This is a genomic window from Paenibacillus sp. FSL H8-0175, assembly GCF_045040615.1.
Classification (GTDB): domain Bacteria; phylum Bacillota; class Bacilli; order Paenibacillales; family Paenibacillaceae; genus Paenibacillus_AQ; species Paenibacillus_AQ odorifer.
The window spans coordinates 2,058,211-2,076,111 of sequence record NZ_CP150299.1 but is presented as its reverse complement, the minus strand read 5'-3'; the positions used below and the strand labels follow the sequence as shown (position 1 = coordinate 2,076,111).

7 protein-coding genes are annotated in these 17,901 nt (G+C 43.9%); 1 reads left to right on the top strand and 6 read right to left on the bottom strand.

Annotated elements, in window-relative coordinates:
- Window positions 1-95 precede the first annotated feature (95 nt).
- The 5 genes from MHH46_RS08825 to MHH46_RS08805 form a co-directional block, all read right to left on the bottom strand.
- Window positions 96-1,013: an AraC family transcriptional regulator gene (locus MHH46_RS08825; RefSeq protein WP_076195100.1), complete on the bottom strand. Its 918-nt coding sequence runs from the start codon at window positions 1,011-1,013 to the stop codon at window positions 96-98.
- 167 nt (window positions 1,014-1,180) lie between these two features.
- The gene (locus MHH46_RS08820; RefSeq protein WP_081383145.1) at window positions 1,181-3,235 is read right to left on the bottom strand and encodes a methyl-accepting chemotaxis protein; all 2,055 of its coding nucleotides are present in this window, start codon (window positions 3,233-3,235) and stop codon (window positions 1,181-1,183) included.
- Window positions 3,236-3,332: 97 nt separating this feature from the next.
- Window positions 3,333-4,175: a sugar ABC transporter permease gene (locus MHH46_RS08815; RefSeq protein ID WP_076126471.1), complete on the bottom strand. Its 843-nt coding sequence runs from the start codon at window positions 4,173-4,175 to the stop codon at window positions 3,333-3,335.
- Window positions 4,172-5,485, bottom strand: coding sequence for a sugar ABC transporter permease (locus tag MHH46_RS08810; protein ID WP_036684375.1), 1,314 nt, complete (start codon window positions 5,483-5,485; stop codon window positions 4,172-4,174). Before MHH46_RS08810 ends, MHH46_RS08815 begins: the two co-directional genes overlap by 4 nt.
- Window positions 5,486-5,592: 107 nt before the next feature.
- Window positions 5,593-6,924 (bottom strand): maltose ABC transporter substrate-binding protein, encoded by a 1,332-nt coding sequence (locus tag MHH46_RS08805; protein ID WP_076126469.1) that lies wholly within the window; start codon window positions 6,922-6,924, stop codon window positions 5,593-5,595.
- An 879-nt stretch (window positions 6,925-7,803) separates the two neighbouring features.
- Between MHH46_RS08805 and MHH46_RS08800 the strand changes: the two genes are divergently transcribed.
- Window positions 7,804-9,549, top strand: coding sequence for an alpha-glycosidase (locus MHH46_RS08800; protein WP_076195092.1), 1,746 nt, complete (start codon window positions 7,804-7,806; stop codon window positions 9,547-9,549).
- A gap of 163 nt (window positions 9,550-9,712) precedes the next feature.
- On the opposite strand, the gene MHH46_RS08795 is transcribed toward MHH46_RS08800, so the two are convergent.
- Entirely contained in the window at window positions 9,713-17,479 is a 7,767-nt protein-coding gene (locus MHH46_RS08795; protein ID WP_076195098.1) for a pullulanase, read from the bottom strand.
- Between the last annotated feature and the right edge of the window lie 422 nt (window positions 17,480-17,901).

Sequence of the window (17,901 nt, the reverse complement as noted above, 5' to 3'; positions counted from 1 at the left end):
TTGGTTGTTCCTGTCCATTGTAGCAAGGGACCTAAGGAAAGCGTAACCAATATCATGACCTCTTTTGAAAGAAGGTGTCAAAAATCCTAACCTATCTACTGAAAATCATACTCTTCATAACTCCAGGCGTGACGCTCAATGGAATTGCGGAATTCTACAGGCGTGCAATCGGCGTATTTTTTAAAAAGAAGGTGAAAATATTGCCTGCTGCTAATTCCTACGTAATCTGCAATTTCAGCAATCGGGATGTCGCTCTGCCCAAGCAGCATCTTCGCTTTCTCCATTCGCAGCATATTCAAGTAATCGCTGAGCGTCCGACCCGTATGGCTCTTAAAAATTCGATGCAAATATCCGGGATGCAGATTAACTGCGGCAGCGATGTCCTTAACCTGAATGTTCTGGTCATAGTTCTGATGCAGGAATTCAATGCTCCGGCGCACATAAAGCTGCGAGGGCTGTTGGCTGGTATGAAGCTGCTCTTGCCGAAGTCTGGATAACCGCAACAGAAGCTCACAAAATAATAAATCAACCATACTTCCACCCTTTCCGCCGCTCTGATCAAGCTCTAACACAAGTCCCTTTAGAACATGATAGATTTCCTCCGGATCAGGCATTACTAAACTGGAAAAAGGAAGCTGCAGCATTTCTGCGAGCGCCGTTTCTTCACGGGCTAGCTTGCCGACAGAGGGTGCAACTCCTCTATATTCCATGAACCCAAATTCCACATTTAGCATCCGACAAGGTGCCCCCTCTTCAACAATCAGCCTATGCGGAACATTCGCGTCTAAAATGATCAATTCTCCCCGCTTCAGCCGAACTCTCTCTTCTCCTCCTGAGCTTGGACGGACATCTACGATACAACTTCCTGAGATCAAATACATGATTTCCGTTGAATTATGCTGATGGTAAGACATATTGTAGTTATTCCACTGTTTATAATAGTAAGCAAAAAAATGAGGACTATAATCTCCCTCGATTAAAACCTGCTGAAAAAGACTCCCGCTGGGGCTCAGATTTAAGTTCGTCAATGGATCACTACTTTCTTCATTTATTACTTAATACAAGTGTATCTCTTTAGCCACTTCGAAGACAAGATAACGTCCGATAGCAATCAAATCAACAAAAACGAGCAACTCTCCATTATATTGGAAAATTGCCCGTCTCTATTAGAATAATATTGTCATACTTGAAAAGAAACCAAAGAGTGCTTAAGATCGGCTGCCAAGCCCTCCAGCTTTTCCGATAGGGCAACCAATTCCTCACTAACCGTGAATTGCTGAGATGACATAGAAGCTACCTCCTCCGTCGAAGCAGTGGTTTGCTGGACGATGGAGCTTACGCTGGCCATGGATTCACCGAGTTGACGCTGGAACTCAATCAGTTCGAGGACAGAAGCAGAAGATTCACTAATATGTCTCATGAAATGTTCCATTTCCTCTTTGACACTCGCGAATATCGTTGACGACTCTCTTACAGAAGAGATTTGTTCACGGAACTTAGGAGCGGCTTCATTGATATCCTTAACGGTGTTCTCGATATGTAGACCAATCTCTTCCGTGATCTTGGAGACCGATTGAATCGATTCATTCGACTGGTTAGCGAGCTGCCTGATTTCATCAGCAATCACTATGAACCCTCTACCTGCCGCACCTGCTCTAACTGCTTCTATGGTAGCATTTAGTGCCAAAATATTGGTCTGCTTATTCACAGCAATCATAGGGCTGAGTATACTGCGAATTAAATGAGTGCTTTCTCTGAGCTTAGTAGAATTATCTTGAATTCGATTGATCATCTCTACCGTAGACTCACTCTGCTCTACCAGCAGTTTCATCAGCTCTGTACCTTGATTGCTAACCTCAATGACCCGTTCTGCTGAATGGTCCATCACTGTATTTATTTCCGTCACTTCACTCATTTTGTTGCCGATAATCTCAACATTGTGATAACTGCGTTCGGCTTCAACAGCGAGGCTGGCTGACCCCGCTGCAATCTCACCGGTAGCGGTCGCAACCTCTCTGGCATGGAGGGAGATTGTACTTGATGCTTGTACTAATTGTTCCGAAGTAAGGAGGACCTCATCTGCCGAATTCCCGCTCTGCCTTGCAAGTAAGGAGATCTGCTCCATCATTTTGTTGAAGCTTTGACCCAAGCGGCCAATCTCATCTTTGCCCTTGAAATTGGTTCGTACCTGCAGGTTCCCACGCTCTCCTTCCTCCATCAAGATTGCCAGCTTACCCAGCGGGCGCCCTACCAATCGAACAAGAATATAACCAATTAGTAGTGCTATTAAGGCTGCCGCCAGCACCACAGAAAATGTGATATATAAAAGCTTGTCCGCAGACTTAGTAAAATCACTGACAGGAGCATACCCCATAAGCATCCACTTGGCAGTCGCCAGGGGCTGGTATACAACAAGCTGAGAACTTCCGTTCTCATCCTCCGCTGTAAATGAATGATTTTGCTCTTTCCCTTGTTCTTCTGAAACTTTTATGTAAGAGGGTTGACCCAGCTTGGCATGATCCGCACCATACACAATGCTGCCATCCGCACTCAAGATACGAATTTCACCGGTCATCCCAATCTGAAGGTTAGACAGCATTTCAGTCATGGCCTTCCCTTTCACTTCGATTAGCATGTAATACTCCGCTTCGGGATGTAAAAGATTACGTAGCAATCTCCCCATAGTTAAGGAGGGCTCAGTATAAGCATCAAAAAAGCCTTTCTCACGAACGGGAAACCAGACTGGCTCTCCTTTAGCTGCGGCAATTTGCTCTAATCTTGCGGAAATGCCTTCATCACTACGAATCCCACTTATACCAGCAGACTTATAAGATTCTGAGTCTACCAAGCTCTTGGATACCAGCCTGACGCCATACATCCGCTCATCAGACCCTTTTACCAAGTCTAGCTTTCTGCGAATCCGATCTTCAGCACCGGCTTTGGCCACAGTTGTAAGCTCGCCACTATTTATTTTTTCTAAATCACCCTTTAACACAGAGTCGAGTGCAAACTGCCTTGATAGTGCCTCATACTCTGCCAGCACAAAATCCAGCTTGTCCGCTGCCTGAACTACAGATTGTGTGGAGGCTGCAGCAACCTCATTCGTAATGATATTTTTAGCGGCAAAATAGGAAGTCAATCCTAGCACGGAGGATAAGAGAACTATAGAACTAAATAAAATAACGAACAGTTTAACTCCAACAGATTTAAAATATAGAGTCCAGGACTTTTTCATTAAGTTCACTCCCCATGACGAAATAAGGGTACAGCCCTCCATTTCTGTATAAAGGCTGTACCCTGATCATTTATTAGCATGAAGCGAGCGAATGGGTTTACCCCTTACTAGCTCCTGCTGTCAAGCCATCTACTAGCAGACGTTGCAAGAATACAAACAAAATCATAATTGGAATGGAGATCAAAACCGCACCCGCAGAGAACAAGGTAAAGTTAGTGTTTTGATTGGTGTTAACCATATCCCACATCCCCACTGCAACTGTCCAGTTCTCCTTAGTCCGCAGAATGAGTCTCGCAAAAATGAAGTCCACCCATGGTCCAACAAACTGAGTCAGCGCCATATATGTGATCATAGGACGTGACAAAGGTAAGATGATTCGCATAAATATTCCGAAATTGCTCGCCCCGTCAATACGAGCGGCCTCATCCAAGGAACGAGGAATCGTATCGAGGAAACCTTTGGCGATAAAGGTCCCTCCCAGCGGCGCCCCGGCCGCATAAACGATAATTAACGCAATATGTGTATCCAGCAAATTAAACTCTTTAAGCAGCATATAAATAGCGATCATACTCATAAAACCAGGGAACATACCAAGAATCAATACGGTGGATAACGCTGTTTTACGCGCTTTAAACCGGAATCTGGATACGGCATAACTGGTTAACAAAGTAAGAACTACCCCGATAAGCATCGAGAACACAGCTATTTTCAAGGTATTGGCATACCAAGTCCCAAACATATAGCTGGGTGATGTGAACAATTCTCTGTAATGTGATAAAGTGAATTGCTCGGGAATAAACGTTTTGCTGTACAATGATTTACCAGGTCGGAAAGAAGCTAAAAGAATCCAAAGGGCAGGATAGAGTGCAGCTATCGACAAAGCAATCAAGATAATATAACTACCTGCTAAGCGAATAAAGTTCGCGACTTTTCTGCTCATTGGATCATATCCTCCTCTTTAAATGACTTCGTCCGGCGGTAATTGTACAGGGAGAATGAAGCGACAATGATAAAGATAATAATCCCTATTGCCGAAGCCATGTTGTTTTTATTCTGATCTAGCGTTAATTTGTATAACCAGGTTACTAGCAAGTCCGTAGAACCGGCATATTGATAGTCACCATTTACCGGACTACCACCAGTTAATAGGAAGATCGCGTTAAAGTTGTTGATGTTACCTGCAAACTGCGTAATCAAGGTTGGTGCTGTAGAGAACAATACCATCGGCAACGTTACGATACGGAACTTCTGATAACCCGATGCTCCATCCACCTCAGCAGCTTCATACATATCCCGTGGGATAGTAGTCAGAACGCCCATGATAAGCAGCATAGAAACAGGAATACCTACCCACATATTAACGATAATTACGGTAACCTTAGCCCAGAATGGGTCAGTCAGCCACGGTAAACCATCCAATCCAAAATACCCCATGTATTGATTGATAGGCCCGAATTGACCGTTAAATAAGTTGCGCATGAGCAGAAGCGAGATTAACTGTGGCACCGCGTAAGGCACAATCAGAATTACTCTCCACATTCCTTTGAAGCGAATGCCCTTCTGACTCACCAGCAAAGCGACCAACAGTCCTCCGAAGTATGTAGTAATGGTTGAAAGAACTGCCCATATAATTGTCCATGTTAATACACCATAAAAAGTGTGGCTCCATGTCTTAAGGACCAATAAATTACGAAAGGTCTGAAATCCAACCCAGTCCACCAATTTGGCGGGTGGAAGATGATCAGGTGCGGAATAGTTCGTAAAGGCCAACAGGATCATGAAGATAATTGGCATAATCGTAAAGAATAGAACACCAATGCCCGGCAAGACTAGAAACGCTTGAGCAAACTTGTAATCCAGGATATAACGAACACTTTGTTTAAAAGTGTTTGCCTGAAGACCGTTATCACGTTTTTCTCCAATCTTGTAAGCATCTCTGATATTCAAATACCAGGCGATAATCAATAGAATAAGAATAAGGATGGTGATCAAGCTTTGGATCATGATATAAATCGAGTGATCACCGGTAACCATCTTGGCGATCCCCTTGACTTTAACCAGACGACTCGGATTCTCTCCTAGTGTTACGATGCCCCATAAAGAGTTGGCAAGGTTCTCAATAAAATAAAAAACGGCTACAGCTTCTACGGCTAAATATAATATTCCTTTAACGAATTGGCGGTTATATATTTGTCCCAATCCCATAAAAATCGTCGACAGTATTGCGGCCCTCGTGCGATGTCGTTGCATTTCGCTTCCGTTCTCCTCTCCGAGTGAAAATAAGAAGCTGCCAGCCGCTAAACATGCGGCGGGCAGCTTGATTCACTGTATGCTGTTAAGACAGTGAATTATGATCCTTATTGGGATGCACTGTTATTCAAATCTTTGATTTGTTGTACAGCTTTGTCCATTGCTGCTTTTGGATCCCCATTTTTATCCCAAATTTCTGGAAGGGCAGCATTTACTGGGCTCCATACGTTACCCATTTCAGGAATAGAAGGCATCGGTTGGGAGTTCTTAGCTTGTTCTGCAAAAACAGAGACATATGGATCGCTAGAGATCTGTGGATCAAGAAGCGCCTCGTTGTTTGTAGGAACCGAACCAATCGTTTTGTTCAGTAACAGCTGAGCGTCTTTGCTTGAAGCAAAATTCGCATACAATTTAGCAGCATTCGGATATTGAGTAAACGAGTTAACTGCGAAAATTTTAATACCAGAGAATGTAATTGCTGTTTTGCCATTCACTGTAGGGATTGGAGCAATACCAAGGTTGTCACCAAGAGCTTCTTTGTATCCTCCAAGCTCCCATGGACCTGTGATATCCATAGCTACATCACCAGAGTTGAACAAGCTGCGTTTGATATCACTGTTGATATCACCACTCTTAATTGGCAATGCTTCCTTCAGTTTCACAAATTCTTTAAGTCCTGCAATTGCGCCATCGTTAGCAAGACCGATATCATCTTTATCCGTACCATCCTTACCGAAGAGGTATCCGCCATCGGAAGCGATAAACATGTAGTTGAAGTACAAGTTTCCTACTTCCCACATAATCCCATATCTATTTTTCGATTTATCCGTGAATGTTTTGCTGAATGCAAGAACATCATCAAATGATTTAGGTGCTTCTTTAACAAGCGATTTATTGTAGAACAATGCATAAGTTTCTGCTGCTCTTGGGTAACCATACAATTCGCCTTCGTACGAAGATCCGATAATCGAAGCTTCAGTATTGTTAGCTTTTGTTTCTTCACCGAAGACATCGTTAGGAAGAACCAAGCTCGCGCTTGCCGCTTTACCTAAGTTATCGTGAGGGATAAGAATAACGTCTGCCGCTAATCCTGAAGGACCATCTTGAGTAAGTTTAGTTACTTGATCTGGTGGTGCCAATTCTTCAACCTTGACTGGAACGTTATATTTTGCTGTGAACTGTTTAGCAATCTCATCTGCAAAAGGTCTTTCTTCTTTACTTTCCCATACCACTAGAGTTGCGCCATCTTCAGGTACAATTTCATCTGTTGCTGCTGCATCTGTGCTCTCTGGCGCTGCAGTCTCTGTAGTAGCATTATTAGTTGCTTTTGCTGCGTTGTTGCCCCCGTTATTCGTACTGTTGTTGTTCGAACCGCATGCTGTAACGGACAGAGCCATTGAGAAAGCTGCGGTGATAACCATCATTTTTTTCAATTTCATTACTTTAACCCCTCCCAATTTTTAAAAACGTAAGATGGAAAATAGTAGTGCTGTAATCTGCGCAAACGATTTCAGAAAGGCTAAAAAAAAAGTTCTTCTTTTAGCTTGCTCCTTCTGTATCTGCATTTCACAGGTAAGAAAGCGCTTCATTCATGAGTACATCATACAACAGTAACGATTGTTTTTAAAAACGTTTGCATATACTGTATTGGGTCATTTTCCATTATTTGATATACATTATAGGCATATATCTCCATTTTTCACATGATATCTTTTAATTAGTCGATAATTCATGTGTTTATTATTGGAATATCTATTTTATTTGCCCCTAATATGCCACATTTTCTCTATTTCAAGAGATTTCTCATAAATTGCCCTTCACAATGCTCGTTTACTTTAGTGAAATTTAGTGCAATGGTTTGAACAAGAGTATTGAAAGCCCTTTTATTCCATGCTATAATCCAAAACGTTAAGAGGCTGTCCAGCATGAAGCACAACATCCCTTGTCTGCCTCCTGTTCTATATAATTAAAAGGCAATGTTACTTATCAAAGGTACAACCTCGGGCAAGCTACTTCGCGGTGGTTGTGCCTCTTTGTTATGTGCTACTCTGCTACTGATTTAGTGCATGTTGCATAAAAAACTGTGCAACCAATAACAATAGCGACATTCTACATTCCACGCGCTCTGTGGAGTATCGTCCGGGAATAGTTTATGCTTTCGAGAAAGTAGCGCTAACAAAACTTAGCCTATGCTTTCGATGTGGTTTTGCCGAAGTATCCGAGGAAGTAACGCTAACAAAACTTAGCCTATGCTTTCGATGTGGTTTTGCCGAAGTATCCGAGGAAGTAACGCTAACAAAACTTTAGGAGGATTTATCATGTTACTGGAAGCAGTGTATCATCGTCCGCGGTTAAATTGGTCTTATGCCTATAATGAAAGTACGATTCACCTGCGTCTACGCGCTAAAAAAGGGGATTTAACCGAAGTGTTCGCCTTTGCTGGAGATAAATATGCCTGGGATACCACAAAAGAGCTAATTCCCATGACCCTCTTCACCTCCGATGCTATGTTTGACTATTGGGAATGTGCTTCAGTACCTCTCTACCGCCGCTTGAAATACGGTTTCTTACTTCAAAAAGATAACGAACGAATTTGGATGACCGAAAGTGACTTTCAAACGGTGCGGCCGGAAAACCCAAACAAGCTGTTCGAATTCCCTTTCATTAACCGCGTTGACGTATTCGCTCCGCCTGCCTGGGTAAAGGACGCTGTTTTTTATCAGATCTTCCCAGAACGCTTTGCAAATGGTGACCCGAGCCTTGATCCGGAAAATGTTCAGCCATGGGGCTCCGAACCAACACCAACCAATTTTTTTGGCGGCGACCTGCAAGGGGTTATTGATCATTTAGATCATCTTAACGAGCTTGGGATCACTGCTATTTATTTCACACCTATCTTTGATGCAACTACTAATCATAAATACGATACAGAAGACTATATGAAAGTCGATCCGCATTTTGGAGATATTGAGACTTTAAAAAAGCTCGTCGATAGCTGCCATAAACGTGGGATTCGTGTCCTGCTAGATGCCGTATTCAATCATTCTGGCAAAACCTTTGCTCCTTTTGTAGATGTTCAAGAAAAAGGAGAGGCTTCCGCCTTTAAAGATTGGTTCCATATTCGCAAGTTTCCGCTTCAGATTGAAAACGGTGTCCCTACTTATGACACCTTTGCTTTTGAACCGCTAATGCCAAAGCTAAACACAGAACACCCTGAAGTTAAACAATACTTACTGAAAGTCGCAGAATACTGGATCAAAGAAGTCGGGATTGATGGCTGGCGTCTGGACGTTGCCAATGAAGTGGATCATGATTTCTGGCGGGAATTCCGCAAGGTGGTTAAACGTGCTAATCCTGAGGCCTACATATTGGGGGAAATCTGGCATGAATCTGCACCTTGGCTAGAAGGCGATAAATTTGATGCCGTTATGAACTATCCTTTCACTGACGCCGTCCTTGACTTCTTTGTGAATGGCACTCTTGATGCTGAAGGATTCGCCAATTCCATTGGTAAACAGTTATCACGCTACCCGCTGCAGGCTAGTGAAGTTGCTTTTAATCTGCTGGACAGCCACGATACTCCACGACTGCTTACGCTGGCTGCTGGAGACAAAAACAAGATGCGATTAGCGGCACTGTTCCAATTCACCTTTATGGGCACTCCCTGCATCTATTACGGTGACGAGATCGGCATGGACGGTGAAGGTGACCCTGGTTGCCGCAAATGCATGGAGTGGAACCCTGAAAAGCAGGATCGAGAGCTCTTCGAGTTCTATCGTCAGCTTATTAAAATACGCAACGACCACCCTGCTCTCCGCACAGGTACATTTACCTTCCTGGAGGCAGGACAACAAGGCAGCAAACTAGCCTATGAGCGCCGGCTGGATCTGCAGACGATTGTGGTACTAATCAACAGTGAAGAGACCGCTCAGACCTTCCGTATTGACGTAGACGAGCGGGATTGGGAGAACTTGTTTACAGGCGAAACACTGCGCACAGAACGCAGCAAGCTGATCGTGAAGATGCCAGCCTATGGATTCGCTATACTAAAGGCAATCATCTAAAAGACTTCTTTTCTTCCCACTGCTCAGCCATACAGCATAACAAAACAGGGTATCTCGCAAGCGATAATCGCTTCGGGATACCCTGTTTTCTTTTGGAGCATACTAAAATGCTAACCGCTGCTCAAACTAAGGGGTGCCAGAATTCAGCACACCTTAGTTTAGCCTACTTGCTCAGCAGCGTATAAATAACCTGTGCGCTTTCTGCGCGGGTCATCCATGCTTTTGGAGCGAATCGATTGTTCTCTCGGCCTTGCAGGAGTCCTAAGTCTGCTGCAGTCTTCACATAGGCTTCCGCCCACTTGCTAATACTTGAAGCGTCAGTAAATGCCGTAGAGGCTGCTACAGGTTCAAGCTTCTTACCAGACTTCACTTCAAGTGCGCGGATCGCCATAACAGCCATTTCCTCACGGGTAATTGATGCATTCGGCGCAAAAATATTATTACTCCGTCCACTAACAATACCCAGCTTAGTAGCTGTGGCTACATATGAGGCATACCATGCATCTGACCTGATGTCAGTAAACAGAACCTGCCCTTCCGCTTTTAAGCCAAGTGCACGTACTAGTAGTGCTGTAAATTCCGCACGGCTAACATTACTTTTTGGATCAAACTCAGAGGTAGTGACCCCTGACACAATTTGTTTGGCGGCAAGTGATTGAATCGCCTTAAATGCCCAATAGGTTGCAGGAACATCTTTGAACGACTTATCGATTTCAAGCACAGCATACTTACTGAAGTGTGTGACTTGTGCCGTGATCACCTCTCCATTCAGCTGTCCTCCCACGTACTCTAACCCGCCATTATCACTTAAATAATAGATTCCGATTAAGTCTTTGTTGAATTGCCCTTTAATCTTGAATGAGATCGTAATCGGCTCATCGAACTGCTTAATTACAATCCGAGTACCGTCTTTCATCAGCACGCTAAGTCTGAATTCAAATACATCGGAAAGAGAGCTAATATGAGCACTATCTTTGTTTATACCGTCTACTATGGCTTTCGCAGCAGACTGCGCCAGTGGGTTCAGTTCAAGCAAGATTTGGGCACCTACCCCATCAATACCTGAAGCTAAACTTGGCATTGTACTTAAAAGCTGGCTAGGGATAGTAACTAACAGATCTCCCATTTTAAACACAAGATCATTAGTTCCTAGTATTTGTGCAGCTAGTAAAGGTAAGCGTACCGCTGTCTTACCGGCAGCAACATCAATTTGCACCTTGCCGTCTTTACCATTCTTCAAGCTATCCTCATTCACAACCTGAGTATCCGCTGGCGGCGTAGGGCTAGGGTTAACAACAACTCCAGAGGTTGGTGCCGCTGTGGCTTCTGGCGTTGGTGTCACCTCAGGCGACGGTGTCACTTCTGGTGTCGGCGTTGGCGTCGATGTTGGTGTCGGCGTCGGCGTCGATGTTGGTGTTGGTGTTGGCGTCGACGTTGGTGTCGGCGTCGACGTTGGCGTCGGCGTTGGCGTCGACGTTGGTGTCGGCGTTGGCGTCGACGATGGTGTCGGCGTCGGCGTTGGTGTCGGCGTCGGCGTTGGTGTCGGTATAACATCCGATACTTCCGCCAAAATAACCGTGCCTCCATCATCTCTGCCTGGCAGATCAATATTTACCTTTTGATCTTCGGAAACCATGTATGTTTTACCGCTGTATTCATCGGTTACCGATGAATTGGCAGCAAACGGTACTGGAATCGTTACAGAATTCCCACTAGTTTTAGTATTGATTACCGTCACTACGTTCTCATCTTCATAAGATTTGTTGAAAGCTAAATAACCTGAATCATCTGAACCTGCGAGCTTCGTGCGCGCACCTTTGGAATACACTTTGGAGTACTTCGCACGGATATTCAACAGCTTTTGATAATGGTCATGTAGTGGCTTCTCTGCCGTCAATTGATCCCAAGGCATATCCTTACGGTTCTCACTGAATTGACCTTCAGACATATTTCCAGCATTGCTTCCGGAATTCCCCAGTTCTTCTCCGTAGTATATTACCGGCTGTCCTTTGGCGGTAATTTGCAGAGCTGCAGCAATCTTCAGCTTGCCTTTATCGCCTCCCACATAATCAGACAAGAAACCATTCTCATCGTGACTGCTCAGGAATTGAGCCATCATCTTCGTATTGTCGATCTTTAATTCACGTTCCTGCAGATAAGCATCCACACTGTTTACCTTACCATTTGCAAAATCTCTGGCTGCATCTTTAAATCCAAAATCAAGCAGACCATCCATCTGGCTAGTTTCGAGCATTCCACCATTGTTATCAATGGTTCCACCGAAGTATTCGCCGGTCATTTTGAAGTTTGGATCAATCGCTGTCAGTGCATTTTTAAAGGCTTTCCAAGTCGTATCGTCCACGTGCTTGACTGTATCCACACGGAAATAATCAATCGTGTCTCCACGTTCCGTACGTGCGTTGTCTAACCAGCCTGTTTGCCAAGCGATAATTTTTTCACGAACGGCTGGATCTTCCGTCTTGAAATCTGGCAGGAAAGCAAGCTCACCCTTAATTGGATCTGTATCTGCGGATACACCATCCGTGCGCAGCATCCCTTCGAAACGTGCTTTATCCTCAGCTGTAATTGTCGGATAGGTATCCTCAGCTTTCAGACCGTAACCCGTATGATTGAGTACAACGTCAACCATGATCTTGATCCCTTTGTCATGCGCCTTTTCGATTAGCTCCTTGAAGGTTGCCATATCGCCAAGATGCTCGTCGAGCTTGGTAAAATCTTTTGCCCAATACCCATGGTATCCATATTGTTCGCTGCCAAAGTCAACGCCTTTGTTAAAATCAATATTATCTACGATTGGCGTGATCCATAACGTGTTAATTCCTAGCTCTTGCAAATAATCGAGATTGTCGATCATCCCTCGGAAATCTCCACCATGATAAGCTTCCAGATGATCTTTATTTACATTCTCATTATTCGTTGGGTCACCGTCTTTAAACCGGTCTGTAAGCGCGAAATAAATCCGGGCCTCATCCCAATCAAAATCCAGCTTATCCCCTGTATAGGTTCTTGCTTTTACCTCAAGTGTAGCCTTTTCCTTATGTGCATTGCCGTATTGGTCTACGAGCGTAATCGGAATATCCTTGATGCCCGCTGACACCGTGTCTTTCACAGCAACCGTTTGTTTCAAGAGTTCCGTATCCAGCTTAACTTTGCTAGGTCCTCCAAGATTGGTTAAATCCATATATGCTTCAGAGTAAGTTACTTCTTCCGAAGAGGAAGCGTTGATGCTTACAACAGCATTCTGATTGGATGTGACTGCCTCTGGACTTACGGATGCCGTAATCGTAACGACAGGTTGATGATAATCAATAACAGATTCATCATTCACCGTATTCTTTGGATCTGTAATTTCGGTAGTGACGCCATCTTTAGTAATCAAGAAAGTATATTTATACATACCTTCTTTTAAATCAGCCAGTGTATAAGTGAACCACTCGTTAGCCGGATCATAGATCATTGGATACGAAGTGCCGTTCACTTTTACTTTAGCAGCTGTTATTGCGTCCATATTTCCATTACGGAACAAAGCGTCGTCGCGGTATCTGAAAGTAATCGTTCCATCTTTTAAAATAGGGCCGCTAATACTTGGTTTGATATCAAGCTCTTTAACCATACTGGTTACATACACTTTAGTGAACGGTTCACCAGGGGTCAACGGTATGACACGATCGTCCGGGTAGTCTTGTTTTCCCGTGTTCCAATCCGTACCTTTGCGCAGGACAAATCCAACGCTTGTTGCATTCTCCGCAACCTCAATCAGAACGCTCGCTGTGCCATTCTTAAAGGTTGTGAAATCAATCTGGTCATTTTTAGCTCCAGTGTTCCAAACCCAGATATTCCAATCCTTATAGTCCTTATCGCTACGGGTATAAGTGAATTGAACATATCGTTTGTCAGTAACTTTAACGGTGACGGTTGTGGAAACACCCTCATAAGAGATAGTAAGGGTTGCCGTTCCTAGCCCAACCGCTTTGACTAGACCTTTATCAGTTACTGTAGCCACTTCAGGTTTATTGGAAAGGTAAGTAGCCTTCTTAGTAACATTACTTCTGCTATTGTCATCATATTTCGCAAAAACAGCGGTTTGATGCGTATTTCCTGCTGCCAGCGTGTAGCTTGCACTATCTGTTTCCAAAGAGGTAAGCGTAACTGGTGCAGCTTCCTTTTGAATAATCACAGCCGTCAAAGGCTCTAATGTAATTGAATTTGCTGTCAAAATAAAACCTGTCTGCTGCGCAGCCGGTATCGCTGTAACACCAGCTTCATCGTTGTCCACAAGCACTTGACCACCCGTCAAATCCTCAGATAAGGTCAGTTTTCTAGTTGTGCTGTCACCATTCATGAAGACATAATAGATGCCAGTACCATCTGTTGCTTTGTTGGAATAACCGATGACAAGATCGTTATCCTTCATTTCTGGAGCAGGGATCAGGTTAATGTTAGAGTCAACCAAATCCTTATCGCCCAATCGGAAGGCATCCGTTGATTTTCTTAGCTCCATCAGACCCGACGTATATTTTCTTGTCGTGTTCTGTACTGGGAACTTAGATTCATCCGTTGCTTTGGTCCAATCAAACATGTTAACTGCATCCGATGAATCGTAAGAATCATGAATGAAATAGCCAAACGATTGGTTGTTATTGTCGAACATCTCTGTGAATTTATCCTCAGGATCCGTTGTGCCCTTCCACTGCTTAGTCCGCCCATATTCCTGACCGGCATGGATGAAGGCTGTACCTTGAGAAGTTAATACGAGCATATTTCCTAATCTGATCCGCTGCTGAATTTCAAGCTCATTCTCAGCAATATCCGGATCCTTCTTGATCGATTGTGCTATGACATCATGAAGTGTCAGATTATCATGAGCTTCGATGTATGGGACGATATCACCCGGATCATCTGCTGGTGTATTCGAAGGTTGAGCTTTAATATTGTCCAGGATTGTAGCGATCGGACGTGCTCCACCGGTAATAAATCTAGGCTGACCTTCGGAACCATAACCAGACTTCAATTCATTACGGAATTCATCGGAGAAAACACCGACACTATCCGTTTTGTCCATCCAATCCTGATCTGCACCTTGACCAGCGAGAGAAGGATCAGCCGCAGCGCCGCCGAATGTTCTCCAGCCTTCACCAATAAAGAGTGCCTTCGGATTCACTGCTGCCGCGGCATCATAAGCATGCTGAACAGCATCAGCTGTCGCATCGCCCATCATATCCCAGCGCATTCCATCAATCTTATACTCTTCAAACCAGTATTTTACCGAATCAACCATAAGCTTCTCAGCCATTTTATGGTTGGTGGCTAAATTGTTGCCGAACCCCCCGATAAAGTTGCCGTTTGCATCTTGGAAGGCATAATAATTAGGTACGATGTCGTTTAAAAATTCTTTTTTAGCCATGTGAGTATACACTACGTCCAGAACGACACCCATTCCAGCTTCATGCACGGCATCAATCAAACCTTTTAATTCTTTAATCCGCTCTTCTGGATCGGCAGGATTCTGTGAATAAGCCCCGTCCGGAGAGAAATAGCTGTGAGGATCATACCCCCAGTTGTATTCATTGTTTTTTGCGGAATACTCTGGCTCTCTAGTCCCCATCTTCGTCTCATCCCCGTAATACCAAGCCATCACAGGAAGCAACTGAACATGCGTTACACCAAGAGATTTAATATAATCAAGTTTCTTTTCAAAAGCGCTATAAGAACCCCATCTTTCCCCACTCAGACTATCCTCGATCGATACATCTGACGTAAAATCTCTCACGTGGACTTCGTAGATGATGGCGTCCTCACGTTTTTCGTAGCCTTTTATATCAGCATACCCAAAGGTATCAGGGTTCGTCTGGCTTAAATCAACGATAGCCGCTTTGCCCACTGTATCCCCGCCGGCACCAGCAGCACCTGTGGTATCAACAGTGAATACCGCCATTGATTTAGCATAAGGATCAAGGACCTTATGGGTTACACCGTCATTCGTTACTTCGTATTGATAAAAGAAGCCCCTTACATCTGTTGCCGCTGTGCCTGTCAAATCAGCTGGCTTCAGCTGGACTGACCAAACCCCTTGCTCGCCGAGTGTTAAAGCAACACTACCCACTTGCACGTTAGAGTCATTCTTATCGTAAAGATTTACAACGACTCCGCTTGCTTTAGGTGCCCATAATTTCAATGTGGCTGTTTTGTCAGCATTATACGTAGCTCCAAGATCGTCTCCTGTATAATTGTACATTTCATCAAGCATTCTCCAGCCACTTGCGGCGGAGACTGTTTTACCTGAATAAGTAACGCTAAGCGGAACTTTTTCCAAATCAAAAGCTTCTGTATCCACTTCGATTGAAGTTTTGCTTGTAAGGGTTACCGCAGTAATCGGGACTGCAGCACCCTCTTTATCCTTAACTGTAATTGCTGTCTTTAAGGCAGCTGGATCCAAACCGTCAGTCAGTGTGAAGCCGAGAAGGATTTTGCTCGTCGACAACACCTCTGCGGATACTAAGCCAATTGGTGTCTCTCCAAGCGGAGAAACATAAACATTGTTGTCTCCTTCTTTAACCCATAGCTGATTGTATCGATCCAGCAGGCTAAAGGTTTTATTGTCACCGTCCTTATCACCGTTCGAAGGTTTCATCACAATAAAGCCGATTTTCTTCGCGTTCTCAATAAGTGGAACATCAACATATGCACCATAACGATCTGTTTGATCTGCCACAAAAGGAGTAGCTCCAGACGGCCAATTTTCGGATTGGGCTACGACGTCATCCCACAGCCACAGTCCGTATTGATCATGATTTGTATCAGCTCTCATATAGTGAATTCGCACTGTATTAGGAGCAAGTGCAACTGGTTCATACGGTGTTACATCATTTGAGCCTTGCTTGATCCAAATTTCATTCGTCTCAGGCGTGTTAATGGCAAAGAGTTTATCGCCTTCATCCTTAGCCTGAGTGACTCGGTTTACCACAAGGAACGAAATTTTCTTGGCTCCATCCTTCACTGGCACGTCAACATAAGCACCATAAGAATCAATTTGCCCTTCAGGAAATGGAGTTGCCCCTGTTGGCCAATTTGCGGAAGGGGATTGAACATCATCCCATGTCCATAATCCCTGATTTTCATAGTCACCAGCTGTCCGAGTGTAGTGAATACGGATGTGTCCAGCCGGAACAGGGGTAACCTCAACAGGTTCAGAAGGAATTTTATATTCTGCTGTCACACTGCCATCCAGTGGATTAAATTTAAAGGTAACCGGCAGATCTGAAGGAAGACTCAGATTATTAGCAGTTTCGGGATACAATTGATCCCCGGCTTCACCGTCTCCTGGAACAGAAACTTGGTAGGTGTAATCTCCCTTAGGAAGGGTAGCCACCGTACTGTAAACATCATCAAAATCAGGATCAGATAATGTAGTAAGTGCTTCTGCCGGCAGGTTTCCTGTCAATCTTGGTAGTTTAGCGGAAGCAATCGGTGTGTAATACGTGGAATCAGCTATTTTATGAGTCAAGTCATTATAATAAAAGGTTACGGCAGTCTCTGTTTCCAGCTTGATATGGATATTCTCCCCATCATTGGTCCCCTGAGGATTGGTGTAACTTGTGAATCCATAATTCTCATCCCATAAATCATTTAGAGTAACCTTGTAGTTATATTCTCCTGCCGGCAATGTGCCTGTAAAAGAATATAGGCCATTATCTGAATAGGTCATTTGGGTAACTACTGATGTCTCATCCCAATCCTTACCCGGCGCTTCCGCACCTGTCGATGTAAATTTAGACTGCAGATCCCCAACCAATACAACCTTCGTCGTTGCTGCTTTAACATTAACAGGATGTAGTCCAAGACCAGAGAACACGAGAGCAATGATCATAAAGATCGCAAATGCCCTCTTCCCCCATAAAGTTATTTTCATTTTTGCAAAACCTCCCATAATTATGAATTCCCTTTTTGCAAGCGGATACATGATTTCACAAACCCCTCCAATTTATGAGATTATAAATCATGCGTATTCCTTCTGAAGGTGAAGAAGGTCTATATGTAGGGCTCGTCAAGCCAATTCAACGCTGTCACCATCCTTCTATCAAAGTAAAAGCTTGATACATCATGTCAAAATTAGTGCAATCGTTTGCAAAAAGCTATGCACAAACACTAGTCCATAAAACCCGATCGTTAGTGCAACTGATTACAACCTAAAAACACCCAATGAAAACGCTTGCTGTATTTTGATTTACATACTAATGCCGAATTTACGGTATTGTCAACCAGTATTTTCTAAAATAAAAGCTCAATTTAAAGCCGCAATAAAAACGAAACTTGTTCTTCCCTTCCTTTCAG

Excerpts from the sequence above, each read along its gene's own strand:
- MHH46_RS08820 (WP_081383145.1), bottom strand. The coding sequence starts at position 3,235 with ATGAAAAAGTCCTGGACTCTATATTTTAAATCTGTTGGAGTTAAACTG.
- MHH46_RS08815 (WP_076126471.1), bottom strand. The coding sequence starts at position 4,175 with ATGAGCAGAAAAGTCGCGAACTTTATTCGCTTAGCAGGTAGTTATATT.
- MHH46_RS08810 (WP_036684375.1), bottom strand. The coding sequence starts at position 5,485 with ATGCAACGACATCGCACGAGGGCCGCAATACTGTCGACGATTTTTATG.
- MHH46_RS08805 (WP_076126469.1), bottom strand. The coding sequence starts at position 6,924 with ATGAAATTGAAAAAAATGATGGTTATCACCGCAGCTTTCTCAATGGCT.
- MHH46_RS08800 (WP_076195092.1), top strand. The coding sequence starts at position 7,804 with ATGTTACTGGAAGCAGTGTATCATCGTCCGCGGTTAAATTGGTCTTAT.
- MHH46_RS08795 (WP_076195098.1), bottom strand. The coding sequence starts at position 17,479 with ATGAAAATAACTTTATGGGGGAAGAGGGCATTTGCGATCTTTATGATC.